This window comes from Streptomyces sp. Ru73 (assembly GCF_002920575.1).
In the GTDB taxonomy this organism is placed as follows: domain Bacteria; phylum Actinomycetota; class Actinomycetes; order Streptomycetales; family Streptomycetaceae; genus Streptomyces.
The window spans coordinates 40109-65099 of the sequence record NZ_PQSQ01000039.1; the positions used below are offsets into that span (position 1 = coordinate 40109).

Sequence of the window (24991 nt, forward strand, 5' to 3'; positions counted from 1 at the left end):
CTGCCGTCTGGGGCGCGATGTCGGCGGACTCCGCACGCCGCGCCGCGGGCGTACCCGCAGTCCGAGCCGAAAGCGAGCGAGCGAACTCCTCATGGCCAGCACTTCCTCCGGCGGTACGTACGACATAGGCATCGACCTGGGCACCGCCAACACCCTGGTGTACGCACGCGGCAAGGGCGTGGTGCTCGACGAACCGTCCGTGGTCGCCGTCAACGCGACGGGCGACGTCATCGCGGTCGGCACGGAGGCCAAGCGCACCATCGGCCGTACCCCCTCCGGCATCACCGCCATGCGGCCGCTGCGGGACGGCGTGATCGCCGACTTCGACGCCGCCGAGCGGATGCTGCGGGGCCTGATGAAGAAGGCGCTGCCGGGGCGCCGGTTCTCCCGGCCGCGGGTCGTCATCTGCGTGCCGTCGGGCATCACCGGCGTCGAGCGGCGGGCCGTCGTCGACTCGGCCCGGCGCGCGGGCGCGCGCGAGGTGCAGCTGATCGAGGAGCCGATGGCGGCGGCCATCGGCGCCGGGCTGCCGGTCGCCGAGCCGGTGGGCTGCATGGTGGTGGACATCGGCGGCGGCACGACCGAGGTCGCGGTGGTCTCGATGGGCGGCCTGGTCACCGCCGAGTCCGTACGGGTCGCGGGCGACGCGATGGACGCGGCGGTCATGGCGTACGTCAAGAGGAAGCACGCGCTGGCCATCGGGGAGCGCACCGCCGAGGACATCAAGATCGCGATCGGCTCGGCGATGTGGACGCCGGAGGAGGTCCACCTGCCGGAGCCGGCGGCGGACGGCGCGGAGGAGGGGGACGCCGAGGACACCGTGGCCCTGCGCGTCGACACCTGCACCGTACGCGGCCGGGACAACGTCAACGGCCTGCCGCGGACCCAGGAGATCACCGCCGAGGAGGTCCGGCAGGCGCTCGCCGAGCCGGTCGACGCGATCGTGCAGGCCGTCCGCCGCACCCTGGACGCCTGCCCGCCCGAGCTGTCCGGCGACGTCATCGAGCACGGCATCGCGCTCACCGGCGGCGGCGCCCTGCTGCGGGGCCTGGACCGGCTGCTCACGCAGGAGACCGGGGTGCCCGTCGTGGTCGCCGAGGACCCGCTGAACTGCGTCGTGGCCGGCACCGGCAAGTGCGTGGAGGAGTTCGCCACGATGAACGGCCTGCTGGCCGACGCGAAGACACAGCCGCGGCGCGCCGTACGCCTCTGACGGCCCGTCCGCTCGGGCCCGCCGCGCGGTCAACTCCCTTGCCCGCGCGGCGGTCCGGCCTGCCCGTGAGACGTGTCGGAATGTGCACGCAGCGTGACGGGAGGGCGTGGAGCGGTGCCCGCCGGCCGGGCGGATCTGTCCGCTCTGTGCAGCGAATAGCCGTCCACCTGCGGCGACATGACCCGGCGTCAAGGAGTGATCAAGTCCGGTTATGCTGAGACCGGCTCAGCGTACTGGCAGTTACCACTGGTGATCTGTGTGTCGACGCTGCCCTCACGGCTGCGCCCGAGGAATTCCCCGTATCTTTTCGATTGGTTGAGGGTGCTGATGGTTCGAGAAGGATCGTCGCCCGGAGGCCGGCGAAGCGCTTCGGCGTTCGTGTGGATACTGCCGGCGGCGCTCACCCTGATCGCCGCGGTGGCCGCCGCCGTGCTCGTCCCCTCCGATGCGCTGACGCCGGTCCTGTGGACCGGAGGCGTCGCCACCGTCGCGGTGGCCCTCCTCGCCGCCGAGACCGCCCGCCGCGGCCGGGTCCTCGACGGACTCCGCCGCACCTCCGAGGTGCAGGCCGCGGTGCTCGCGCGCCAGGAGGCCGCGACCGTACGGCTCGCCGAGGAACTGCTGCCCGAGGTCGTCAGCCGGCTCGGTCAGGAGGAGTTCCCCGAGGACGTGCTCGCCTCCATGACGGAACGGCTCGACCGCGAGGCCCGCGAGGCCGGACTGACCCCCGAGTTCACCGCCGCCCACCAGGCGGTGCTGCGCTCGGTCCTGGACGCCGTCGTCGGCGAGGAGGACCTGCGCGAGTCCGCGCAGCGCGCGTTCGTGAACATCGCCCGCCGCGTGCAGGCCATCGTCCACCAGCAGGCGCAGGAACTGCGCGGCATGGAGGACCGGCACGGCCACAACCACGAGGTCTTCGGCGACCTGCTGCGGCTGGACCACGGCACCGCGCTCATCGGCCGGCTGGCCGACTCCATCGCCGTACTGGGCGGCGCCCGCCCCGGCCGCCAGTGGAGCCGCGCCGTCCCGCTGTTCAGCGTGCTCCGCGGCGCGATGTCGCGGATCATCGACTACCAGCGCGTCGAACTGCACTCCGTCTCCGAGGTCGCGGTCGTCGGCCAGGCCGTCGAACCGCTCATCCACGCGCTCGCCGAGCTGCTGGACAACGCCACCCGCTACTCCCCGCCGCAGACCCGCGTCCACCTCACCGCGGTGGAGGTGCAGTCCGGCATCGCCGTCGAGATCGAGGACGGCGGTGTCAGCATGAGCGAGGAGGCACGCAAGCGGGCCGAGCGGATGCTCCAGCAGGCCCAGGAGGGCATCGACGTCAACGACCTGGGCGAGACCCCGCGGCTCGGCCTCGCGGTGGTCGGCCGGCTGGCCCAGGCGTACGACTTCCAGGTGTCGCTGCGGCCCTCGGCGTACGGCGGCGTGCGCGCCGTCCTCATCGTGCCGCAGGACCTGATCACCACGGCGCCCGCCACCGGCCGGGCGCACGGCATCGGCGCCTCCTCCGGGCAGGTGGGCGACCGCACCGAGCACCCGACGCTCCCGCGGCAGCCCACGGGTCCCGTGCCCTCCGTGCCCGCTTCGCCGCCCCGGGCCGAGGACACCCAGGAGGACGTGCCGGTGGTGACCGAGCGGACCGCCAACGGGCTGCCGCAGCGGCGCCGCAAGACCCGCGCCACCGCGCCGGCCCGGCCCGCGCCGAAGGCGCCCACCGCCACCGACACCGCAGACCACCGGCCGCCCGCACCGGAGGCCGCCCCCGAGGTGCAGCCCGGCATGTGGCTCGCCGCCTTCCAGAGCGGCCTGTCCGGGGACCAGGGCGGGACCGCCGGGCCGAAGAGTGACGATTCGTCGGAAAAGAGTGAGTTGCCATGATTCAGCACCGGGCCAACATGGACTGGATGCTCAAGGACCTGGCGGAGAGCGTCCCGCAGACCCGCAACGTCGTCGTGCTGTCCTCGGACGGCCTGCGGATGGCCCAGTACGGCACGGACACCGACACCGCCGACCGGCTGGCCGCCGCCTGCGCCGGCCTGCAGTCCCTGGCCGGCGCCGTCTCCGCGGAGTTCCCGCACAGTGACGGCAGGATGCGCATGGTCGTCATCGAACTGGACGGCGGCTTCTTCTACTTGATGGCGGCCGGCGCGGGCGCCTACCTCGCGGTGCTGGCCGACGAAGGGGTGGACGCCGGCCTCATCGGGATGAAGATGCGCGACCTGGTGGCCCGCATCGGCGAGCACCTCAGCAGCCCGCCGCGCGGCGAGGGACCGGCCGCGTGAGCGGAGCGGGCCAGGATTGGGAGGACGAGAGCCCCGAACGGCTCTATGTGATCACCGGCGGGCGCACCGGCGCCGCGCACACCTTCTCCCTCGACCTGGTCACGCTGATCGTGGCCAAGGCCGCGCCGAAACCGGGCAGTCAGCCCGAGCACGCCTCGATCCTGCGGCTGTGCCACTCCCCGCTGTCGGTGGCGGAGATCTCCGCCTACCTGAAGCTTCCGGTCAGCGTGGTCACCGTGCTCCTCGGTGACCTGCTGGCCGACGGGCGGGTGGTGGCGCGCGCGCCCGTACCGCCCGCAGAACTTCCGGACCGTTCCCTTATTGAGGCGGTGATCCATGGACTTCAACAGCTCTGAGCCGGCCGCCGGACAGGCGCTCGCCGAGCAGCCCGTGGCCGGGCAGGCGCTGGCCGCCGAACCGGTCGTCGGACCGCGGAGCGAGGACGCGCTGCCGGACTCGGCCGCGGCCGCGGTCAAGGTGGTGATCGTGGGCGGTTTCGGGGTCGGCAAGACGACCCTGGTGGGAGCGGTCAGCGAGATCCGCCCGCTGACCACCGAAGAAACGATGACCCAGGCAGGTGTCGGAGTCGACGACACCGTGGGCGTCGAGCGCAAGACCTCGACCACCGTCGCGATGGACTTCGGGCGCATCAGCCTCAACGAGGAACTGGTGCTCTACCTCTTCGGCACCCCGGGCCAGCAGCGCTTCTGGTTCCTGTGGAACGGCCTCTTCGACGGCGCGCTCGGCGCCGTCGTACTGGTCGACACCCGCCGGCTGGAGGTCAGCTTCGACGTCATCGGACGGCTGGAGGAGCGCGGCGTCCCGTTCGTCGTCGCGGTCAACTCCTTCCCCGATGCGCCGAAGTACCCCGTCGAGGAGCTGCGCGGTGCCCTGGACCTGCCTCCCGAGGTGCCGATCGTGGACTGCGACGCCCGGCTGCGCACCTCCAGCCGCGACGTCCTGATGACCCTCATGCACTACCTGCACGGACTCGCCGTCAACGCGGAGGCGTAGCGCACCCGCAGACCGTGCGCGGACCGCGGGCCCGGACCGGCACCAGCCGGCCCGGGCCCTTCGCGTTCTCCGGGGAGCACTGGCCGGAAGGCGATGGCCGAATCGGCCGGGCCGGGGACGCTGGTGGACGCCATCCCGGGGAACCCCGAATGACACACCGGGTCGAATACAACCCTTCCCAGGCATATGAGTGTCTTATCTCATGGACCCGCTGACTCAGGGACCAATCGTTCATCCTGGGGGAAGGAATCACCATGCGTACCTCGCGTCCCGCGCGTCGCCGCACCGCCGTCCTCGGTACGGCCGCCGCCGCGCTGCTCACCGCCTCGGCCGCCATCCCGGCCTTCGGCGCGACCACCACACCGCCGCCCGTCCGGCCCGCGGCACAGACGGCGGCCCAGCCGGTGCGCGGCGGCAGCCCCGAATCGACCGTGGACCGGGTCGCGGACTTCTACGGCGCGTACATCGACGCCGTCTACGACGAGGACGGCCGGCTCGCCGGTCAGCTGCGGACCCACTACCTCCGCGCCGACCTGCGCAAGCGGCTCGCCGCCTGGGAGGCCAAGAACCACGCCGACGGGGTCCTGCGCGCACAGAACGTCCCCGTCAAGTGGTCGGTCAGCTACGACGGTTCCGGCACCGGCAGCGCGTACACGGTCGTCACCCTCACCTGGGACTCGGGCAGCCACCCGAGCACCTCCCGGGTGGCGGTCCGCAGCTCGCTGGAGACCCGTCAGATCACGGACATCAAGGAAGCACCGGCGAAGTGACGCACGGGCCGGGCCCCGCCCGGCCGCTCACGGGGCGCGCGGGGGCTCACCGGGGGGTGGGCCCCCGTTCGGCGCGTCCCCGTCCCGTCCGTCTCCGTTCCGCGTCTCCCCGTCCCGCGCCTCCGCGTCCTCGCTGGTGCTGCCCCGTGGGCGGCGTGGCGCCTGCAGATGGTGGACGTGACGGGTGTGCCGGATGTGACGCGTGCGGGGGAAGACATGGCGCTCGGGGTGCTCGTGGAAGTGCCGGCCCAGCAGCGCGCCGCCGAAGACCACGAAGCCGACCCCGACCAGCCAGCACTCCACGATCAGTACCGCCCCCACGGCTCCGTAGCTGACCGCGTTGCTGACGATGAGGGGCGCGAAGACCAGGTACGAGAAGGCACGCAGCCCGACCAGGCCCGCCATGGTCGCGACGGCGCCCGGCAGCAGCGCCCGCCAGGAGACCTGCTCGCCGAGCAGGAACCGCTGGCCCCACCAGAAGAACCCCACGCCGACCAGCAGGTTCAGCACGATCCGCAGCGGCTCGGGCACCGTGCCGCGGGACTGCACCTCGGCATAGAGGTACGCCATCAGGACGGCCAGCCAGACGGTCTGCCGCCAGGCCCGGTGCCAGGGCCCGACCGACAGGCTCCAGGTCTTCTCGTACCCGGTCTGCACGCTGCCAGCGAAGCTCAGCCCGAAGACCGCGAGCGCGATCAGGCTGACCGCGCCGGTCGTGGCGACGGCCTGGCGCGGCGCGGTGAAGATCCGTTCCACGGTGTCGGCGGAGCGGCCGGACAGCGCCATGCCGTCGACCAGCCAGAGCGCGAACCCGCGGTGCCGGAACGGGTCGGCGGCGGCCACCACGATCAGCAGCGGTACGAGCGTGACCAGGCCCAGCGCGCCGAAGCCCATGGAGCGGTGCAGCAGCTCCAGTTCGCTGCCGCGCTCCTGGATGCGCCGTACGTGCAGCCAGTGCCGCACGCGCCGCGCCACAGGGCCACGGGTCCGCCTGACCGGAGCGCCGTCCGGCCCCTGCTCCGGCTCCGCGGGCTCAGCACCCGCCTTCATGCGCCCGCCCTCGTCCCTCGTGCCTCGGCCCCCGTGCCCCCGCGCCCGTCCCGCGCGCCCCCGACCTCACTCCGCCGGTCCTCACTCGGTCACCCTCACTCCTCCAGGGAGACGACGACCTTGATGTCGTCGTCCCGCGCCGTGAACGCCTCCTGGGCGCGGGTCAGCGGCACCCGCCTGGTGATCATGCGGGCCAGCCAGTCGCGGTCGGCACGGGCCAGCGCGTCGGCCGCCTGCCGGTAGTGCCGCAGGTTCGCGTTGACCGAGCCCACCACCGCGTCGTTCGCCAGCACCAGGTCCCGGTTCACGGTGCCCGCGTCGACGGTCAGCTGCCGTCCGGTCGGGGAGACGCCCGTCAGGCACACGATGCCGTACGCGGCGGTCCCCGCCATCGCGTCGAAGACGAGCCGGCCCACTCCGGTGGCCTCGATGACGATGTCCGGGCGGAGCGCCTCGGTGACCTGCTCGATGTCCTCGCTGTGGTACGTCGCGCCCAGGTCGCGCACCAGCTGCGGCTTCGGGCCGCCGGTCACCCGGTCCAGTACGTGCACGTCCAGCCCGCGCTGTGCCCCGAGGAGCGCGGCCAGCAGGCCGATCGGGCCTGCGCCCGTCACCAGGACCCGCTGCGGCTCGAACCACGCGCGGTTGCCGATGCGCTCGACCTGCTCCCACGCCTTGGCCACCACGGTGGTCGGCTCCATGAGCATGCCCACGCCGCGCAGCCCGGCGTCGATCCGTACCGCGTACTCGGACTCCACGGTCCACGCCTGGCTCGCGTAACCGTCCCGCTCCTTGATGCCGCGCTCGGTGTAGCGCCCGTTCCGGCACATGTCGAACTCGCCCCGCGCGCACGCCCCGCACGGCTCCGGATCGGGCCGCCGGACCACGCCCACCACCAGGTCGCCGGGTGCGAAGCCGCTTCCCGACGGTGCCTCGCGTACCCGCCCGAGCGACTCGTGCCCGAGTACGAGCCGGTCCCGCCCCGGCGGCGCTGCACCGTACTCGCCGGCCGCGATCTCCTTGTCCGTACCGCACACCCCGACGGCAAGCCCGTCCACCAGCAGCTCGCCCGGCCCGGCCACCGGATCGGGCACCTCCCGCACCTCCAGCGAACCTGGCTGCATCGGCCGGATGGTCAGCGCGCGCATGGTCACAAACCCTCTCGTCGCTTCACTACGGCCCGCCCGGCAGCCGCTCCGCCACCGCCGGCCGGAGCCCGGCGGGTACCCGCCGCACCCCGTTCCGCAACGGTCACGGAACGCCCGCCCCTCATTCACCTCCGAACCGCCCGCCCCGTCATCCGCACACGCCGCCACACCCCGACGAACCCACGCGAGAACGCCGGGATCACCCGTCTGCCCTGCATGAGAGAAGCCGGGGAGCTGGGGGAGTGGGCGGGGCCGGGCGGGGGCCCTCCGGCCGTCACCCGGCCCGACAACCCCCGGAAGCAGCAGTACGCAGACGCGCCCCGCCGCTCTCCGCCGTGCCCACGGCGGTCCGCCGCACCCCTCCCGTACCTCGCCAACCCCCGTCGCCCCACCGGCAGTCGGCAACGCGCACCGGGCAAGCAACACCGGGCAATGACCGCCCGGCATGTGCCCGGGCCGCCGTCGATGGGCAGGCTTGTCAGTGACACTGTCACGCTCCGAGGGGGCCTCATGTCCAAGACGTCGGAGAAGCCGGTCACCACGTCGGAGAAGTCGGTCGCCGCCGCGGTGGTCGTCCGGTCCGACCGCGTCCTCCTGGTCCGCCGCCGCGTCCCGGAGGGAACACTCGCCTGGCAGTTCCCGGCCGGCAAGCTCGAACCGGGGGAGACCCCGGAGCAGGCGGCGGTGCGGGAGGCGCTGGAGGAGACCGGGATCAGGAGCAGAGTGGTCCGGCTGCTCGGCCGCCGCGTGCACCCGCAGACCCGCATGCTGCTGTCGTACATCGCCTGCTCGGTGGTCTCGGGAGAGGCGCACACCGCGGCGTCGGACGAGCTCTCCGCGGTCGCCTGGGTCAGCCACGACGAGCTCCCCCGCTACGTCCCCCAGGGCCTCTTCGTCCCCGTCCAGCACTACCTCGACACCGAACTGCCCCACTGACCCACCGAGACGAGCAACCCGGCCGGGCACTCACTCGCCGAGGCCGCGCGACAGTACTGGCTGAGGCCGCGCGACGAGGCAGACGCCGACCCGTTCGCCTCACAAGCTCGGAGATCTCCCGGCACCGACGCGGGGGTGCTCAGCCCCCGTCGTCGTTGTCGGTGTCCGTGCCTCGAAGGCCGGGGAAAGCGGCGGGGGTTGCCCAGCCCCGCAGTACGGCGTCAACCGTCGACCGAAACGCGGTGTCGGCCACGGCGCCGTCGAGACCGCCGGCGAGTTCCAGGGTCACGAGCCCGTGCAGGGCGACCCACAACGAGACGGCGATCAGTGTGGTGTCGCCCGCGAGGACACGGTCCGCCACGGCACGGTCGATCGCCGCGACGAGCGGCCGCACCGGGTCACGGTCGCCGACCCGGTCCGACGGGACGAAGGACTGCGCGCCCCCGAACAACACCGTGTACAGGTGACGGTGTTCGCGTCCCCACCGGCGATACGCCGTGGCCAGCGCGTACAGGTCCGCCAGAGCGGACTCCGAGCCGGGAACAGCCGTCAGCTCCTCGAACAGGCCGGCGACCGCCTGGTCGCGCACCTCGCGGATCAGTCCGTCCTTGCCCCGGAACAGCGTGTAGACCGCCGCCGTCGACGTCCCGGCGGCGGCGGCCAGCGCACGGATGGTGACCGACTCCGGGGGACGGGTGGCGAACATCTCGGTCGCACATGCGACGAGCCGTTCCCTGACGGCGGCGTCGTTCGTTCTCGGCCTTCCCACGGAAGCAGTCTAGCCGTAACATCGTTTCAAAACGACGTTTCAAAACGCGGTGCGCGAGGCAAAGCGCGGTGCACGACAGCGTTCACAACGGGGTTCCAAAAAACTGGGGGAGAACACCATGCCGCCGTCCGTCGTACGTCCCTTGCGCTGGGCCGGCCGCCTGCTGGCGGCCGCCGCCGCGGTGGCAGGGCTGGTCGCCTTGTTCCTCGCGCTGATCGTCGTCACCGATGGCGCGGGGTCGGGGTTCGCCGCATGGTCGGCGACCGTCGGAGTCGCGGTGGTCGCGGCGCTGTGGCGGGGCCGCCGCCGGTCCTGGCCGGGGCGGCTGGTCCCCTTCGTGCCGGCGCTCGTCGCGGCGGCCCTGACGCTGTCGGTGTGCGTCCCGACCCTTCCCGCGGCGCGCCGCTATCCGCCCGCCCTGGCGTCCGTGACCGCCGAGCACTGGCGCCTGTCCACCGGCAGCCGGGTCGCCGTCTACCACTACCCGCCCACCGGCAGCGGCCCCCGGCACCGCGCTCCGCTCGTCTACCTCGGCGGCGGACCGGTGCGCGGCATACCCGTGCGCGACCACCACTTCCTGCGGCGACTCGCGGGCCAGGGCTACGACGTGTACGCCTACGAGCAGGCCGGCGGCGGACGCAGCGACCTGCTGCCCATGGACCAGTACTCGATCACCCGCTCCGTCCATGACCTCGGCGCCTTCGCCGGCAGGCTCGGCAAGGGCCGCATCGACGTACTGGGCTTCTCCTCGGGCGCGGTCGTGCTCACCCGCGCGCTGGCCGACCCGGCCACCGCCGCCCACCTGCGCCGGGCGGTCATCGCCGAGCCGGGCCCGATGGACGGCCCCACCGCCCGGATCGCGGGGCGGCAGGGGCGGCCGTCGGCCCGCGGCATCGCACCGGCCATGGCCGGACCGCGCTCCACGTACGTCCCGCGGTACGCGGTCGCCTTCGGCCTCATGCGGCTCGAACTGCTCAGCCCCGACAACGGACTGGTAGGGCAGGCGGAAGGCGTCAACGCCTTCACCGCCGCCGATCTCGGCAGCGACACCGCGTCCGGCTACTGCGCACGGGACGCGCACCGCATCCCGGTCGAGGACACGGTACGGAACTTTTCCTTCAGCGCCGCCGCCAGCCTCCGCATCCAGCGAACGATCAGGGACTCGCCCTCCATCGCCCCTCGGCTGAGGCGCTCCCGTACCCCCGCGATGCTGATGATCGCCGAGTGCTCCTCCCAGGTCCGGCAGTGGGAGACGGCCGTCCTCGCGAACGACCCCGCGATCCGGCGGACCCAGTACATGCCCGGCGTCGGCCACCACATGTGGAACGGCCTGGACGACAACGACCAGCGAGCGGCAGCCGTCATCACCGCATTCCTCCAGGACAGGCCCGCCCCGCTGCCCGACTACCCGACCCGAGCCGACATCCCGGCCTTCCTCCGCGCCCACAAGTAGGCGGGCAGCCCTGGGCCGGCGTCCAAGTCGCGGAGAAGGAGTGCCAGGTCCGCGGGACGGTCCTGGCCCGCCCGGGTGCCTTGCCACTCTGCACCGCACCGGCCCCGACTGCGCCGCACTGGCCTCGACTGCGTCCGCCGCACCGGTCGCGGCGAGGACGTGCCCTCAGCGCAGGGCGACCGCCGCGCCCGTTCGTTCGGTGGCGATCTTGACGGCGAAGCCCGCCAGTGCGGTGCCCATCACGTAGCGGTGCAGGCGCTGCCAGAGGGGGTGCCGGCCGAAGAATCCGGCGACGGAGCCGGCCGTCACGATGAAGAACGCATTGCCCGCGACGCCCACCGCGATCTGGGTCAGCCCCAACAGCAGGCCCTGGAGGGCGACATGGCCGCGGTCCGGGTCGACGAACTGCGGCAGCAGCGAGATGTAGAGGATGGCCACCTTGGGGTTGAGCAGGCAGGTGAGGAGGCCCATCAGGAAGAGCTTGCGGGGCCTGTCCGGCGTCAGCTCCTTGGGCGCGAGGGCGGACCGTCCGCCCGGGCGGACGGCCTTCCAGGCCAGCCAGAGCAGGTAGCCCGCACCGGCCAGCTTGACCGCCAGGTAGATCTCCGGCACCAGCACGAAGACGGTGGCGATGCCGGCGGCCACCGCGAGGAGGTAGACCAGGAAGCCGAGGGCGACCCCGGCCAGCGAGGTCAGCCCCGCCCGGCGGCCCTGCGCTATCGAGCGGGAGACCAGGTAGATCATGTTCGGCCCGGGCGTCAGCACCATGCCGAGCTCCACCAGAGCGATCCCCGCTATTGCTCCCAGCCCGACCACAGCACTACCTCCGTACGCACGTTCCCCTATGCGCAACCTAGCAGCACATGCCCCCGCCCCCGGCCCCGGCGACGGCCCGCCGATCATGGCCGCGACTTCGCCCCGTACCACCGTCACCGGGACAGCGACCGGTACCTCCATGCCGGAGCTCACAGATACCCTGAACAGCAAAAAGGCCCTCCCGGAGGGAGGGCCTTGCGGTGCGCCCCCGGCAGGACTCGAACCTGCGGCCAAGTGCTTAGAAGGCACCTGCTCTATCCACTGAGCTACGGGGGCCGGTGGATCACGGACCGCGGACCAGGATAGGGGGCCGCGTGCCTCGTCCCGGTTGCTTCACCTCCGTGGCACGTTGTGGAGGTTCGGTGAAGCGGTCCCGATAATCGCAGGCAGGTACGAATTCTGCACCGGTTTTGGCGCCTCACGGGACGGGTGTTGTGTACTCGTTATGCCTGAGTCCCTTCTGCCTCGGCCGCCCCACGGGCCACACGTACCGTTTTGGGTGGGTTCATACGGCGCGCACATAGGGCTATACGCTTCAAAAAGGCGTCGAAATTGGGCATTCTTCACATGTGGCGACCTTGGACGTAGGACCCCGGATCATCGACGCGCTGTCCGTGCTGCGTGACCGCGTCGCCGCCGCGCGCTTCCCGCTGCCGCTGCCAGGGGCCGCACGCGCCCGCCGTGATCGTGCCGAGCTCCTCGCTCACCTCGACGACTATGTGATGCCCCGTTTGCGCGCTCCTCAGGCACCGCTCCTGGCGGTCGTCGGGGGCTCCACCGGGGCCGGCAAGTCCACACTGGTCAATTCCCTGGTCGGGCGGCACGTCACGGAGGCCGGCGTGCTGCGGCCCACGACGCGTACGCCCGTCCTGGTGTGCCATCCGGACGACCGGCCCTGGTTCACCGCGCCCCGCGTCCTGCCCGACCTCGTACGCGTCTGGATGCCCGAACAGGGCGGCGCCGGGAATCACCCGTATGGGGAGGGTTCGTACGGAAGCGGCTTCTACGGAGGCGACGGCGACGGGGGAGCGGGCGCGTACGAGGACGACGAGGAGGACGGCGACGCGGCCTCCGAAGGCGACGGGCCCGCACCGCTGCGCATCGAGACGGACCGGGGCGTCCCCCGGGGGCTGGCCCTCCTGGACGCGCCGGACATCGACTCCCTCGTGGCGCGCAACCGTGAGCTCGCGGCGGAGCTGATCTGCGCGGCGGACGTGTGGGTGCTGGTCACCACGGCCGCGCGGTACGCCGACGCCGTCCCCTGGCACCTGCTGCGCACGGCCAAGGAGTACGACGTCACGCTCGTCACCGTGCTCGACCGGGTGCCGCACCAGATCGCGCCGGACATCGCGGACCGGTACGCGGCCCTGCTGAACCGCGCGGGCCTCGGCGACGTGCCCCGCTTCACCATCCCCGAGCTGCCCGAGTCGGCCGGCGGCGGCAGCGGCCTGCTGCCCGCCAGCGCGGTCGCCGCGCTCCGCGCGTGGCTGGAGCGGCACGCCGAGGAGCCGACGGCGCGGGAGGCCGCCGCTGCCCGGTCCGTGACCGGGGCCATCGCCTCGCTCCGCGGCCGACTGCCGGCGCTGGCCGCCGCGTCCGCCGCCCAGCACGCCGCTGCGGTCCGGCTGGCCGACCGGGTCGACGAGGCGTACGCGAAGGCGTCGGAGCGGGTACGGAGCGCCGTGGCCGGCGGGGACGTCCTCTCGGGTGACGCGCACGCCCACTGGCGCGACCACGCACTCGGCGGCCGCCCCGACGAACTGCTGGACGCCCTGACTCGCGGCCTCACCTCCCTCTTGTGCTGCGCGGTGGAGGAAGCGGACGAACGCACGGCGGAAGCCTGGCGGCGCGATCCGGCGGCGGCCGGACTCGGCGTACCGGGGCACGCGGTCGCGGAGTACGAAGGTGCGGCGGGACGCGCCCCTTCGGGGGACGCGGGTACCGCCGGGCGGCTGGGCATCCTGGCGCGGCGCTGGCGGCGCTGCTTGGAGGAGCTCGCCGAGGAGGAGGCGCGCGAGGCACGCGCGGCACGGGAAGCGGCCGGAGAGACACGGGGGCTGTTCGGCGGCGTACGGGGACTGCCCCGCGAGGCACGCGTCCCCGGGGAGCCGCGCGGCCCGGAGCGATCGGGGGCGTCGGTGCCCGAAGAGGCCGCGGCGCTGCTGGCCACCACCTTGCTGGGCGGCCGCCGGGCCCGTACGGCGGGCGAGAACCTCGCCGAACTGCTCGGCGCCCATGGAGCGCTGCGGCTGCGCGACAGGGGTGGTGCGTTGCTGAGCACGTACCTGGACCGGGCGCTGGCGGCCGAGCGGGACCGCAGGCTCGCCCCGCTGGACGAGCTGACGGTGCCACCGGGCCAGCAGGTCGAGCTGATCGCCGCGCTGTCGGTCCTGCACGCGGAACTGGCCCGGGAGCGCGGCGCGGTGCGGGAAGGGGCGATGGCGGGGTGAGCCGCCCGCCCGGTGCGCGGCACCCGGGCTCCCGCCCCGGGCTGGGCTCCGACCAATGGGCCGGGCTCTGTCCTTCGGACCAGGCACCGTCCTTCGGGCCGGGTGCCGTCCTTCGGGCCGGGTTCCGTCCTTCGGGTCGGGCTTCTCGCCGTCCCCGAGGGAGAAGACATCGCCGTTCCCGAGGGAGAAGACATCGCCGTTCCCGAGGGCGAAGACGTCGCCGTCCCCGGAGGCGAAGTGCTCGGGGACCTCGGTGCTTCGGGTGACGGCGGTGGCTTCGACGGTTGCGGCGATCGTGGCGACTTCAGTGGTACGTACGGAAAGGGCTTCTGGTGAGCGGTGAACGCGAAGGTGCGGACGGCGGCGCTGTACGAGGGAGCGGCTGGGACGACGGGCTGATCGCGCGCCGCGCCGGGGAGGACGAGAGACACCCCGGTGGTGCGCGCCGCGCTGCTCAGGAGGGGGCGCGGGCACGGGGGCCACGGGGGAGCGGCCGTCCCGGCGTCCCGGAGCCCGTGGCCCCGGCCGTTCCGGAGGCGGCCGCGACCGTCGGGCCACGGGAGGCGCAGGAGCCGCGGGAGACGGCGGCCGGAGCGGCCACGGGTGCGGGTGCGGGCGCGGGTGCGGACAAGGGCCCGGGGGCCGACGGTGGAGCGATCGACGGTAGCGACGGTACGGCCGATGGCGGGGCCGCCGGAGGGGCCGACGGAGAGACCGCCGGAGGGGCCGAAGGGTCCGCCTACGGGTACGTGCCGCAGGTGCGGCGCAGCGTGGAGGAGGAACTGGCGCCCCGCATCGATGCGCTGCGGGAACTGATCGGGTTGTCCCGGACGCGGCTGGACGGTTCGACGCTGGATGAGGCCGGCCGGGTACTGGACGCGGCGGACGAGCGGTACCGGCTGTCCGGTGAGCACACGGTCGTGGCGCTCGCCGGCGCGACCGGCAGCGGTAAGTCGTCCCTGTTCAACGCGCTCGCCGGGGCACCGTGTTCGGAGGTGGCGGCGCGCCGGCCGACCACCTCGCAGCCCGTGGCGTGCGTGTGGCCGGGCGATCGCGCTGGGGCCGAGGCCCAGCTGCACCGGCTGGAGATTCCCGCGCACCAGCGGTTCGTCCCCGGTACGCAGACCGGGCCGGACGGCGGCCCCGCGGCCGACGACGACCTGCGGGGCCTCGTCCTGCTCGACCTGCCGGACCACGACTCGGCCGCGGTCGGCCACCGGGCCCAGGTGGACCGGCTCCTGAAGGTGGTCGACGCCGTCATCTGGGTCGTCGACCCGGAGAAGTACGCGGACGCGGTGCTGCACGAGCGGTACCTGCGGCCCCTCGCGGGCTACGCCGAGGTGACGTTCGTGGTGCTCAACCAGGTGGACCGGCTGCCCGGCGACGCCGCCGACCAAGTGGTCGACGACCTGCGGCGACTGCTCGACGAGGACGGGCTGGCGCTCAGCGAGCACGGCGAGCCGGGCGCCACGGTACTCGCGCTGTCCGCCGCGACAGGGGAGGGCGTGGACGAGCTGCGGGACGCGCTGCGGCAGTTCGTCGCGGAGCGGGGTGCGGCGGGGCGCCGCCTGGCCGCGGACGTGGATGCCGCTGCGGAACGGCTGCAGCCCGTCTACGTGGCGGACGGGCAGGTCGGGCTGACCGAGCAGGCCCGCGAGGACTTCGAGGAACGGCTCGCCGAGGCCGTGGGCGCCGCGGCGACCGGGAGCGCCGCCGAACGCGACTGGCTGCGCCACGCCGAACGCGCCTGCGCCACCCCGTGGGCCCGTCTCCGCAACTGGCGCGCGGACGTGGTGAAGCGCAGGGAGGCCGGCGCGGACGGCCTCCGGGGACCGGCCACGGGGCCGGTCACAGGGGCGGCCGCCGGGCCGGTCACGGGGGCAGCCGGCAGGTCGGTCACCGGGTCGTTCACCGGAGCGGCGAAGGGTGCGTCACCCGGCAGCGGGACGTACGCCGACGGGTCGTACGGCGACGGGACGTACGCCGGTGGGGCGTACGGCAAGGGGACGTACGGCCAGGGCACTTACCGCAGCGGGACGGGTGACGGCGGGGCCAGCGGGGCGGCCAACGGGACCAACGGCTCCGGTGCGTACGGCGGGATCGGGGCGGGCGGCAGCGGCCGGCGCCCCGGTGGTGCGGGGCCCGACGCCGGTGAGGCGCGGCGGAGCGCTGCCGCGCGGACGTCGCGGACCGTGACCGAGCAGGCCGTGCGGGGCGTGGCCGGTGAGGCGGCGCGGGGGCTGCCCGTGCCGTGGGCGCAGGCCGTGCGCGAGGCGGCGGAGAAGGGCGCGCAGGGGCTGCCGGAGGTGCTGGACCGGGCGGCCGAGGCGGCCGACGAGGCGCTGCGGGCCGGGCCGCCGGTGCGGCCGAGGTGGTGGACCGTGGCCGCCGCGGGTCAGGGCCTGCTGGTTGCGCTGCAGGTCATGGGCATGCTGTGGATGGTCGGCTTGGTGTGCGGGGCCGGTCTGGTCCCCGACGGGGCCGGCTGGCTGCCGGCGCTGGTGCTGATCACGGTCGGTACGGTCGGCGGGCCCGCGCTGTCCTGGCTGTGCGGTGCTGCGGCACGCGGCCCGGCACGGCGGTACGGGCAGGACGCCGAGCGGGAGTTGCGGGCAGCGGCGGCCGGGTGCGGCCGGGCCCGCGTGCTGGAGCCGGTCGCGGCCGAGCTGCTGCGGTACCGGGAGGTGCGCGAGCAGTTCGCGGTGGCGGCGGGCGTGTGAGCGGGGCGGGGCGCCGTCGGCGCCCCGGCCCCCTCACCCGCACGAGTGGCGGTGTTTTCCCCACCCGGTGTCCGATCGCTCTCGCGCCGATGGTTGTCCACAGCCCCCGACGAGCTTTCGCGAATCCGTGCAGCATGGATTTCACGACGCGGCCGCCGACGCAGAACGAACAGCACAGGACGGCCGAAGCAGAAACGGGGGAGACGACGATGACCGACACGATGGTGACGCTGACGGGGAACGCGGCGACGGCGGTGGAGCACCGCTATACAAAGGACGGCGCGGCAGCGGCGCGGTTCCGCATGGCCTGCACACCACGCCGGTTCGACAGGGAGCAGGGCCGCTGGACGGACGGCCCCACGAGTTTTTACACGGTGCGGGCGTGGCGCGCGCTCGCCGACAACCTCGCCGCTTCGGTGGCGGTCGGCGAACCACTCCTGGTACGCGGCCGGCTGACGGTGCGCGAGGGGGAGAACCCGCCGGAGCGTGGTGGCGGCCGGTGGTTCGCGGCGGAGGTCGACGCCGTGGCGATCGGGCACGACCTCACGCGCGGCACCGCCGCCTTCCGGCGCGCCGCCAGGGTGGTACCCCTCCCCGGCACGGACGCCCACGCGGCCACGACGGTGGGCGGGTCATCCGAACTCCCCGGCTTCACCGAGCAAGTTGCCGGCGCCACCGAGCAAGTGCCCGGTGGCGCCGGAGAACGAGAACTCCCGCAGAAGAATGGGGAACGACGCGCCGCAATGGATGGATCACTGAGCGAAACTGGGGGAGATGGGGGTCATTCCGAAGGGAATGGGCTCCAATGGGACGCCGCCGAAGGCGCAACTCCCGGGCCGCACACGGATAGTGGCGGCTTCACGAACGGAACTACTGGCTCCGGCAGGGGAAATGGCGATCGGGTGACCGGAATTGGTGATTCCGGGGCTCGAAGTGATTCGCCGGAGAAGGTGCCAGTGTCCTGAATTGCCCCCGGTGATTTGTCGATAATCCCAGGTCAACGGCGTCTCGCTCGGTAACGATTGTGATTCGGATCGCTTGTCGCACGGCATCACTGGGGACGCTGTTGCGCTCGCTCTCTAGGATCCACGAGTACTCACGGGGGCTGATCATCACGAGTTACTCACGGGGGCTGATCGTTCCGTTCGGCTGTTGAGTCTCGGTTCTTTCCGGCGGGGCCACCTCCCAATCGACCTGCCCCGCCCCAGAGGGGAATTCAATGATTTCTGTGAAGAGGCGCGGTGCGGCCCGCCTTGCCGCCGCGGTACTGGCCACGGGCCTCGCCGCGGCGGGTGCGATAGTCACGGCGGGCCCCGCTGTCGCGGACGACGCGCCCCCGGCGCACAGCGGAGCCACCGCCACGCTCGGCGGTCTGAAGGTGTACGACCAGGCCGTCATCCACGACCACGGCCGGAACCAGAAGATCGGTGCCGGGCTCTTCGAGATGGCCGTCGACAAGGGTGGCTCGCTCCAGACGTACTGCATCGACATCCACAACCCGACGCAGAACCAGGCCAGGTACCAGGAAGTGCCCTGGAGCCAGTCGTCGCTGCACAACAACAAGGACGCCGGCAAGATCCGCTGGATCCTGCAGAACTCCTACCCCCAGGTGAACGACCTGGCCGCGCTGGCGAGCAAGGCCGGTGCCGGGACGCTGACCGAGAAGACCGCCGCAGCCGGTACGCAGGTCGCGATCTGGCGCTTCTCCGACCACGCCGACGTCGACGCGGTCGACCCGGCGGCGGAGAAGCTGGCCGACTACCTGGAGAAGAGCGCGCAGGACCTCCAGGAGCCGACGGCGTCCCTGACGCTCGACCCGCCGGCCGTCTCCGGCAAGTCCGGCAGCCGGATCGGGCCGGTCACGGTCCACACCAACGCGCAGAGCGCGACGGTCACCCCGGCGGCGGACGCGCCGTCCGGCGTCAAGGTCGTCGACAAGGCCGGCAAGCCGCTGACCAGCGCGCCCAACGGCGCGCAGCTGTTCTTCGACGTGCCGGCGGGTGCCGAGGACGGCTCCACCTCGCTGACCGTCCAGGCCGCGACGAAGGTGCCGGTGGGCCGGGCGTTCACCGGTGTCGGTGAGCACGCCAAGAGCCAGACGCAGATCCTGGCGGGCTCCAGCGAGTCCACCGTGTCCGCGGTGGCCACGGCTTCCTGGGCGAAGCAGGGCGCGGTGCCGGCGGTGACCGCCGAGAAGGACTGCGCGAAGGGTGGCGTCGACGTCACCGTCGGCAACAAGGGTGACGAGGCGTTCCACTTCCAGCTGGCGGGCAAGGAGCACGAGGTCGCGCCCGGCAAGTCGGAGACGGTGACCGTGCCGGTCGCCGAGGACCAGTCGTACGAGATCACGGTCAAGGGTGACAACGGCTTCTCGAAGACGTTCACCGGCGTGCTGGACTGCAAGACCGCCGGCAGCGGCGGCAGCACCCCGGCCCCGTCCGCGCACCCGAGCCCGGCGTCGGCCGGTGGCACCGGTGGTGACTCGGCCGGTGACCACGGCGGTGACCTGGCGGAGACCGGTTCCAGCAGCGCCACCCCGGTGATCGCGGGTATCGCGGTCGCGCTGGTCGTGATCGGCGGCGCGGCGGTGTTCTTCCTCCGCAAGAAGAAGGCCGGCGTCACGCAGTGACCAGCGGCGAGCGCACGGTGCGTGATCGGCACCGCGTGCGGTAGGTGAGTACGAGCCCCGGCCCCGGAGCGCCCCGAGCGCCCGGGGCCGTCGGCTACCCGCCCCCACGCGCCCGGCGGCCCACCCGACCCGGCGCGCCCCCGCCGAGCCGCGGTCAGGGGCCTCGCCCGCCCTCCTGTACGGAGGCCAGTCCCGGGCCCGAGCGCGAAGACCCCCGCTGGCCCCCGCACCGCCCCTGCCGGAAACCCACCCGGCCCCGGCACCGGTGGCCCCCGCCCCCCCCCGCACACGAAGGTCTGCGGCCCCGCGCGCGACAGCCACCCCGCCGGGGCCCCGCACCGCCCACCCCGGAATCCGCCAGGCCCCCGGCAGGGGCTGGGCCCCGCCCCCCCGCGTCAACCCCCGCTTGCCCCTCACTCTCGGGGGCGGGGCCCGGGGTGGGGTGGGTTACCCGTTTCCGTCGGGGGACCGGCGTACGGCAAGATGGGTAGTACTGCCCACTTCCAGATCCAGACTGCCGGACGGTTTCTCTTGGCTGAGTTCATTTACACCATGCGCAAGGCGCGCAAGGCGCACGGCGACAAGGTGATCCTCGACGACGTCACCCTGAACTTCCTGCCGGGGGCGAAGATCGGTGTCGTGGGCCCCAACGGTGCCGGTAAGTCCACGGTGCTGAAGATCATGGCGGGGCTGGAGCAGCCGTCCAACGGTGACGCCTTCATCACGCCTGGTTACAGCGTCGGCATGCTGCTGCAGGAGCCGCCGCTCGACGAGTCCAAGACGGTCCTGGAGAACGTCCAGGACGGCGCCCGCGAGATCATGGACAAGCTCAAGCGCTTCAACGAGGTCGCCGAGCTCATGGCGACCGACTACAGCGACGCGCTGATGGAGGAGATGGGCAAGCTCCAGGAGGACCTGGATCACGCGAACGCCTGGGACCTGGACACCCAGCTCGAGCAGGCCATGGACGCGCTGGGCTGCCCGCCCGGCGACTGGGGCGTCACCAACCTCTCCGGTGGTGAGAAGCGCCGCGTCGCGCTCTGCAAGCTGCTGCTGGAAGCCCCCGACCTGCTGCTCCTCGACGAGCCCACCAACCACCTGGACGCCGAGTCCGTGCAGTGGCTGGAGCAGCACCTCGCGCAGTACCAGGGCACCGTCGTCGCCGTCACCCACGACCGGTACTTCCTCGACAACGTCGCCGAGTGGATCCTGGAGCTGGACCGCGGCCGCGCCCACCCGTACGAGGGCAACTACTCCACCTACCTGGACAAGAAGGCCGCGCGCCTGAAGGTCGAGGGCCAGAAGGACGCCAAGCGCGCGAAGCGTCTGAAGGAGGAGCTGGACTGGGTCCGCTCCAACGCCAAGGGCCGGCAGGCCAAGTCCAAGGCCCGTCTGACCCGTTACGAGGAGATGGCGGCCGAGGCCGAGAAGACCCGGAAGCTGGACTTCGAGGAGATCCAGATCCCGCCGGGCCCGCGCCTGGGCAACGTCGTCGTCGAGGTCGAGCACCTCTCGAAGGCGTTCGGGGACAAGGTCCTCATCGACGACCTGTCGTTCTCGCTGCCCCGGAACGGCATCGTGGGTGTCATCGGGCCGAACGGTGCCGGTAAGACGACCCTGTTCAAGATGATCCAGGGCCTGGAGTCCGCCGACTCCGGTTCGATCAAGGTCGGCGACACGGTCAAGATCTCGTACGTGGACCAGAACCGCGCCAACATCGACCCCAAGAAGACCCTGTGGGCCGTGGTGTCGGACGAGCTGGACTACATCAACGTGGGCCAGGTCGAGATGCCGTCCCGCGCGTACGTCTCCGCGTTCGGCTTCAAGGGCCCGGACCAGCAGAAGCCGGCCGGCGTGCTCTCCGGTGGTGAGCGGAACCGCCTCAACCTGGCGCTCACGCTCAAGCAGGGCGGCAACCTGCTCCTCCTCGACGAGCCGACCAACGACCTCGACGTCGAGACCCTGTCCTCGCTGGAGAACGCGCTGCTGGAGTTCCCCGGCTGCGCCGTGGTCGTCTCCCACGACCGCTGGTTCCTCGACCGCGTCGCCACGCACATCCTGGCGTACGAGGGCGAGTCCAAGTGGTTCTGGTTCGAGGGCAACTTCGAGTCGTACGAGAAGAACAAGATCGAGCGGCTCGGTCCGGACGCCGCCCGTCCGCACCGCGCCACCTACAAGAAGCTGACCCGAGGCTGAGGCTGATCGCGTGCGACACGTCTACTCCTGCCCCCTGCGCTGGGCGGACATGGATGCGTTCGGCCACGTCAACAACGTGGTCTTCCTGCGCTACCTCGAAGAGGCGCGGATCGACTTCATGTTCCGGCTGGCGCCGGGGGACGGCAGTCCGTCGTTCTCCGGCGGGTCCGTCGTGGCCCGGCACGAGATCGACTACGTCCGCCCGCTGGTCCACCGGCACGAGCCGGTGACCATCGAGTCCTGGGTGACCCGGATCACCGCGGCGTCCCTGACGATCGAGTACGAGATCAAGGACCCCGCCGGGCCGGACGGGAAGGAAACCGTGTACGTGCGCGCCTCCACCGTCGTGGTGCCGTACGACCTCGAAGCGGGGCGCCCGCGGCGCATCAGCGCCGAGGAGAAGGCGTTCCTGCAGCAGTACACGGACGACGCCGACGGCGGGAGCGACGGCGCGCAGCGCTCGGAGGCCGTCGCCGCATGACGGTCCTGCGCCTCGCCGACGACGGGGAGGCGGCGGACCTCGCCGCCTTCCTGTCCCGGCTGCTGCACTACGACCGGGCCGCGGCGGTGCGCCTGCGGGCCGCACCGGCCGGCGGGCCCGGCGACGGCGGCGTGCTCGCCGTCTTCGGCCGGCCGCCGTCTTTCGAGGTACTGGCCATCCGTACGGCACGCCTCGGAGAGCCGGCCCAGCTGGACACGACCGTCTCGGCCGGTGAACTGCTCGACGGCATCGAGGAGCCGGCGGGCAAGCTCGGCGTGCCCGCCGAGGTCACGGGGCCGCCGTGGGCCGGGGTGCTGCCTCCGCAGGGCGGCTGGCGCCGGGTGCCCGGGCTGCCGGAGCCGGAGGCGCTGGGCCGGATGCTCGCGGCCTCGGTCGCCGAGTTCCGCGCCCGCGACGGGGAGCTGCCGCCGGAGCGGCGGACCCGTACGGAGCGGGACCGGATCGGCCGGGAGATCTGGTCGCGCACGGTCGGCGACACCCACCTCCCGCTGCGCGCCGTGCACGCCGCGCAGTCCCTGGGCTTCCTCCGCGCGGTGCACGCCCCGGCCGGTGCCGCGAGCGCCGGTCCGCTCCCGGAGCCGTACTCGCTGCTCGCCGCGGGCGGCTGGCTCCGGCTGCGTACGCCGCACGGCTCGATCGCCGTGCGTACGGGCGGGCTCCACGGTCTGTCGGTCACACCGGCCTGACACCGCTGACGCATGACGGAGGCCGGGCCGCCCCTCGGGGCGGCCCGGCCTCTCGTGCTGTGCGGTGTGCGGACCGTCGTCCTCAGCCGTCGCTGTTGATCATCGTGGCGGCCGCGTACGTCAGGTAGTTCCACAGCTGGGTCTCGTGCTCGGGCGCCAGCTCCAGGGAGTCCACCGCGTCCCGCATGTGCCGCAGCCAGGCGTCGTGCGCCGCGCGGTCCACCTTGAAGGGCATGTGCCGCATGCGCAGCCGCGGGTGGCCGCGGCCCTCGCTGTACGTACGCGGGCCGCCCCAGTACTGCATGAGGAACAGCGCGAGGCGCTCCTCGGCCGGGCCGAGGTCCTCCTCCGGGTACATGGGCCGCAGCAGCGGGTCCTCCGCGACGCCCTGGTAGAAGCGGTGCACCAGACGCCGGAAGGTCTCCTCGCCACCGACCTGCTCGTAAAAGGTCTGCTCCTGAAGCGTGCCGCGCGGAATCTCGTTCACCCCTCCATGGTCTCAGACGTACCGGCCGAGTACGGAAGATCTACGACCACGGGAACCCGCCGGGCCCACGGGCGGCACGGCGGCCCGGGCGGGGGCGTAGCAGAGTGGAGGTATGAGCGGTAACGGCACGGGACCGACGCACGATCCGTACGCCGCCGAGGCCGCGACGGCGCGGGCCGGACTGGTACGGCTGATCACGCTGGGCGGCGGGGCCGCCGATCCGCACTGGCGGGCCGCGTTCGCCGAGGTGCCCCGCCATCTGTTCGTGCCGGTGTACTACGTGGGCGTGGCCGGCGGATACGAGCGGCGGGCCGCCGACCACCCCGACCCGGAGCGCCGCCGGGAGTGGCTGCGCGGGGCTTACGCCGACAGCGCGCTGGCCACCCACGTGAGCGGCGGGGAGCTGGTCTCCTCCAGCAGCCAGCCGTCCCTGATGGCGACGATGCTGGCCGAGCTGCGGATCGAGGACGGGCACGAGGTGCTGGAGATCGGCACGGGCACCGGCTACAACGCGGCGCTGCTCTCGCACCGGCTCGGCGACCGGCGGGTCACCACCGTCGACCTGGACGAGGAGATCACCGGGCCGGCCCGGGAGCATCTGGCAGCGGCCGGCTACCGGCCGCTGGTGGTCACCGGGGACGGCGCGCTGGGCTGTCCGGACCGGGCGCCGTTCGACCGGATCATGGCGACCTGCCGGCTGCCGTCCGTGCCGCAGGCGTGGGTGGCGCAGTGCAGGACCGGCGGGCTGATCCTCACCCCGCTGGCCACCGGGCTGGTCCTGCTGCGGGTGACGGGCCCGGGGCGCGCGGAGGGGCGGTTCCTGTCGACGCCGGCGTACTTCGTGCGGCTGCGCAGCGCCGGTTCCGCCGAGCGCCCCGAGGACGCGGCGGCGGACCGGGAGCGCGCCGCGGCGCGGGACGCGGCCGGGGCGCTGCCGCCGGAGGCGCTGGCCGACGAGCGGTTCCACTTCCTGCGCGCGCTGAGCGCCGGGACGCTGGAGCCGGACGCGGCGTACGCGCTGTGGCGCGCTGAGCACCGGCCGCGCCGGGAGCGGTTCGGGGTGACGGTGGAGCCGGGCCGGCAGTGGGCGTGGCTGGACGCTCCCAACGGCCCGCACCGCTGGCCGCTGCCCGGCCCCGGCTGACGGGGCCGGACGAGCGGCACGGGGCTCAGCCCCGGCGGACCGTGATCGTCGTCCAGGCGCCGACGTGCACCCGGTCGCCCTCCTGGAGCGGGACGGGGACGTACGGCTGGATCGGCTCCTCGCCGCCGTTGATGGTCGTGCCGTTGGTGGAGTTCTGGTCCACCACGGCCCAGCCGCCGTCCGGCTGCTGCACCAGCATGGCGTGCTGGTGCGAGACGCCCGGGTCCTCCGGCGCGCGCGCCAGGTCGATGTCCGGCGACTCGCCCGTGCTCTGCCGGCGGCGGCCGATGGTGACCTGCTGGCCGGAGAGCGGCAGCTGCTGCTCGGGGGAGTAGGCGGGGAGGTTCAGGCCAGCGGCTTCGGGACCGCTGCGGCCCATCATCGCCATGAAGTACTCACGGTCCGGCGCGATCACCGCGACCCAGCCGGCGGCGGTCGCCGCCGGGCCGGGCGCGCCGCCGCCCGGCGGCCACGGCTGCTCGCCGGTCCCCTGCTGGCCCTGCTGGCCCTGCTGGCCCTGCTGGTCGTACGGCTGGGGCGGCTGCTGCTGCGGGAACGGCTGCGGCGGCTGCTGTTCGTACGGACCGGACTGCTGCGAGTCGAACGGGCCGGGCGGCGCCGGGGGCGCGGACTGCTCGTACGGCGGAGGCGGCGGCCCGGGCTGCTGGAACCCCTGCGGACCGGGACCCTGCTGCCCCGGGCCCTGGGGACCGGGGCCCT

At 73.2% G+C, this 24991-nt stretch carries 22 protein-coding genes and 1 tRNA gene; 16 read left to right on the forward strand and 7 right to left on the reverse strand.

All coding sequences use genetic code 11. From position 1 onward, the window contains the following. The first annotated feature begins 91 nt into the window (after positions 1-91). The 6 genes from C3486_RS18495 to C3486_RS18520 all read left to right on the forward strand — a co-directional run bounded on the left by C3486_RS18495 (position 92) and on the right by C3486_RS18520 (position 5285). The gene (locus tag C3486_RS18495; protein ID WP_103833831.1) at positions 92-1213 is read left to right on the forward strand and encodes a rod shape-determining protein; all 1122 of its coding nucleotides are present in this window, start codon (positions 92-94) and stop codon (positions 1211-1213) included. Positions 1214-1540: 327 nt separating this feature from the next. After that, a complete protein-coding gene (locus C3486_RS18500) occupies positions 1541-3097 on the forward strand; it encodes a sensor histidine kinase KdpD (protein WP_103833845.1) in 1557 nt (518 codons plus the stop codon). Next, positions 3094-3501 carry a roadblock/LC7 domain-containing protein gene (locus tag C3486_RS18505; protein ID WP_103833832.1) on the forward strand — a complete coding sequence of 136 codons (408 nt, stop codon included), beginning with the start codon at positions 3094-3096 and terminating at the stop codon, positions 3499-3501. Before C3486_RS18500 ends, C3486_RS18505 begins: the two co-directional genes overlap by 4 nt. Next, positions 3498-3857, forward strand: coding sequence for a DUF742 domain-containing protein (locus C3486_RS18510; protein ID WP_103833833.1), 360 nt, complete (start codon positions 3498-3500; stop codon positions 3855-3857). Before C3486_RS18505 ends, C3486_RS18510 begins: the two co-directional genes overlap by 4 nt. After that, the gene (locus C3486_RS18515) at positions 3838-4515 is read left to right on the forward strand and encodes an ATP/GTP-binding protein (protein ID WP_258052850.1); all 678 of its coding nucleotides are present in this window, start codon (positions 3838-3840) and stop codon (positions 4513-4515) included. The genes C3486_RS18510 and C3486_RS18515 overlap by 20 nt, the downstream gene beginning before the upstream one ends. 254 nt (positions 4516-4769) lie before the next feature. Beyond that, positions 4770-5285 carry a hypothetical protein gene (locus tag C3486_RS18520; RefSeq protein WP_181138599.1) on the forward strand — a complete coding sequence of 172 codons (516 nt, stop codon included), beginning with the start codon at positions 4770-4772 and terminating at the stop codon, positions 5283-5285. A gap of 27 nt (positions 5286-5312) precedes the next feature. On the opposite strand, the gene C3486_RS18525 is transcribed toward C3486_RS18520, so the two are convergent. Both C3486_RS18525 and C3486_RS18530 read right to left on the reverse strand, forming a co-directional pair. Continuing rightward, positions 5313-6260: a YihY/virulence factor BrkB family protein gene (locus C3486_RS18525; protein WP_258052851.1), complete on the reverse strand. Its 948-nt coding sequence runs from the start codon at positions 6258-6260 to the stop codon at positions 5313-5315. 170 nt (positions 6261-6430) lie between these two features. Further along, positions 6431-7483, reverse strand: a complete 1053-nt coding sequence (locus tag C3486_RS18530; RefSeq protein ID WP_103833848.1) for a glucose 1-dehydrogenase — start codon at positions 7481-7483, stop codon at positions 6431-6433. A gap of 510 nt (positions 7484-7993) precedes the next feature. Between C3486_RS18530 and C3486_RS18535 the strand changes: the two genes are divergently transcribed. After that, positions 7994-8419: an NUDIX hydrolase gene (locus C3486_RS18535; protein ID WP_103833834.1), complete on the forward strand. Its 426-nt coding sequence runs from the start codon at positions 7994-7996 to the stop codon at positions 8417-8419. A gap of 139 nt (positions 8420-8558) precedes the next feature. On the opposite strand, the gene C3486_RS18540 is transcribed toward C3486_RS18535, so the two are convergent. Continuing rightward, positions 8559-9188: a TetR/AcrR family transcriptional regulator gene (locus C3486_RS18540; RefSeq protein WP_103833835.1), complete on the reverse strand. Its 630-nt coding sequence runs from the start codon at positions 9186-9188 to the stop codon at positions 8559-8561. Positions 9189-9306: 118 nt separating this feature from the next. Between C3486_RS18540 and C3486_RS18545 the strand changes: the two genes are divergently transcribed. After that, on the forward strand, positions 9307-10641 hold the full coding sequence (locus C3486_RS18545; protein ID WP_103833836.1) for an alpha/beta hydrolase: 1335 nt from the start codon (positions 9307-9309) through the stop codon (positions 10639-10641). Positions 10642-10806: 165 nt separating this feature from the next. Here C3486_RS18545 and C3486_RS18550 read toward each other — a convergent pair whose 3' ends face one another. Beyond that, positions 10807-11457: a LysE family translocator gene (locus tag C3486_RS18550; RefSeq protein ID WP_103833837.1), complete on the reverse strand. Its 651-nt coding sequence runs from the start codon at positions 11455-11457 to the stop codon at positions 10807-10809. A gap of 203 nt (positions 11458-11660) precedes the next feature. Beyond that, a tRNA-Arg gene (locus C3486_RS18555) sits at positions 11661-11733 on the reverse strand. 302 nt (positions 11734-12035) lie between these two features. Here C3486_RS18555 and C3486_RS18560 point away from each other — a divergent pair. The 7 genes from C3486_RS18560 (at position 12036) to C3486_RS18595 (ending at position 22640) form a co-directional block, all read left to right on the forward strand. Then, positions 12036-13907 (forward strand): GTPase domain-containing protein, encoded by a 1872-nt coding sequence (locus C3486_RS18560; protein WP_103833838.1) that lies wholly within the window; start codon positions 12036-12038, stop codon positions 13905-13907. 770 nt (positions 13908-14677) lie between these two features. Then, positions 14678-16627 carry a GTPase gene (locus C3486_RS37325; protein ID WP_374936891.1) on the forward strand — a complete coding sequence of 650 codons (1950 nt, stop codon included), beginning with the start codon at positions 14678-14680 and terminating at the stop codon, positions 16625-16627. 134 nt (positions 16628-16761) lie between these two features. Further along, complete coding sequence (locus tag C3486_RS18575; RefSeq protein ID WP_258052853.1) at positions 16762-17592, forward strand: single-stranded DNA-binding protein; 831 nt, start codon at positions 16762-16764, stop codon at positions 17590-17592. Positions 17593-17846: 254 nt separating this feature from the next. Then, complete coding sequence (locus C3486_RS18580; RefSeq protein ID WP_103833839.1) at positions 17847-19256, forward strand: Cys-Gln thioester bond-forming surface protein; 1410 nt, start codon at positions 17847-17849, stop codon at positions 19254-19256. A 531-nt stretch (positions 19257-19787) separates the two neighbouring features. After that, a complete protein-coding gene (gene ettA, locus C3486_RS18585) occupies positions 19788-21452 on the forward strand; it encodes an energy-dependent translational throttle protein EttA (protein WP_103833840.1) in 1665 nt (554 codons plus the stop codon). A gap of 10 nt (positions 21453-21462) precedes the next feature. After that, the gene (locus tag C3486_RS18590; RefSeq protein WP_107501221.1) at positions 21463-21933 is read left to right on the forward strand and encodes a thioesterase family protein; all 471 of its coding nucleotides are present in this window, start codon (positions 21463-21465) and stop codon (positions 21931-21933) included. After that, positions 21930-22640, forward strand: a complete 711-nt coding sequence (locus C3486_RS18595) for a hypothetical protein (RefSeq protein ID WP_103833841.1) — start codon at positions 21930-21932, stop codon at positions 22638-22640. The genes C3486_RS18590 and C3486_RS18595 overlap by 4 nt, the downstream gene beginning before the upstream one ends. A gap of 82 nt (positions 22641-22722) precedes the next feature. Here C3486_RS18595 and C3486_RS18600 read toward each other — a convergent pair whose 3' ends face one another. Further along, complete coding sequence (locus tag C3486_RS18600) at positions 22723-23127, reverse strand: globin (protein WP_103833842.1); 405 nt, start codon at positions 23125-23127, stop codon at positions 22723-22725. Positions 23128-23239: 112 nt separating this feature from the next. Between C3486_RS18600 and C3486_RS18605 the strand changes: the two genes are divergently transcribed. After that, a complete protein-coding gene (locus C3486_RS18605; protein WP_103833843.1) occupies positions 23240-24271 on the forward strand; it encodes a methyltransferase domain-containing protein in 1032 nt (343 codons plus the stop codon). 25 nt (positions 24272-24296) lie between these two features. Here C3486_RS18605 and C3486_RS18610 read toward each other — a convergent pair. Continuing rightward, on the reverse strand, positions 24297-24991 hold a 695-nt coding region (locus C3486_RS18610), incomplete at its 5' end, for an FHA domain-containing protein (protein WP_146075012.1).

Coding starts and splice junctions, on each gene's coding strand:
- C3486_RS18530 (WP_103833848.1), bottom strand. CDS start 7,483: ATGCGCGCGCTGACCATCCGGCCGATGCAGCCAGGTTCGCTGGAGGTG.
- C3486_RS18505 (WP_103833832.1), top strand. CDS start 3,094: ATGATTCAGCACCGGGCCAACATGGACTGGATGCTCAAGGACCTGGCG.
- C3486_RS18500 (WP_103833845.1), top strand. CDS start 1,541: ATGGTTCGAGAAGGATCGTCGCCCGGAGGCCGGCGAAGCGCTTCGGCG.
- C3486_RS18515 (WP_258052850.1), top strand. CDS start 3,838: ATGGACTTCAACAGCTCTGAGCCGGCCGCCGGACAGGCGCTCGCCGAG.
- C3486_RS18535 (WP_103833834.1), top strand. CDS start 7,994: ATGTCCAAGACGTCGGAGAAGCCGGTCACCACGTCGGAGAAGTCGGTC.
- C3486_RS18605 (WP_103833843.1), top strand. CDS start 23,240: ATGAGCGGTAACGGCACGGGACCGACGCACGATCCGTACGCCGCCGAG.
- C3486_RS18595 (WP_103833841.1), top strand. CDS start 21,930: ATGACGGTCCTGCGCCTCGCCGACGACGGGGAGGCGGCGGACCTCGCC.
- C3486_RS18545 (WP_103833836.1), top strand. CDS start 9,307: ATGCCGCCGTCCGTCGTACGTCCCTTGCGCTGGGCCGGCCGCCTGCTG.
- C3486_RS18575 (WP_258052853.1), top strand. CDS start 16,762: ATGGATTTCACGACGCGGCCGCCGACGCAGAACGAACAGCACAGGACG.
- C3486_RS18580 (WP_103833839.1), top strand. CDS start 17,847: ATGATTTCTGTGAAGAGGCGCGGTGCGGCCCGCCTTGCCGCCGCGGTA.
- C3486_RS18520 (WP_181138599.1), top strand. CDS start 4,770: ATGCGTACCTCGCGTCCCGCGCGTCGCCGCACCGCCGTCCTCGGTACG.
- C3486_RS18495 (WP_103833831.1), top strand. CDS start 92: ATGGCCAGCACTTCCTCCGGCGGTACGTACGACATAGGCATCGACCTG.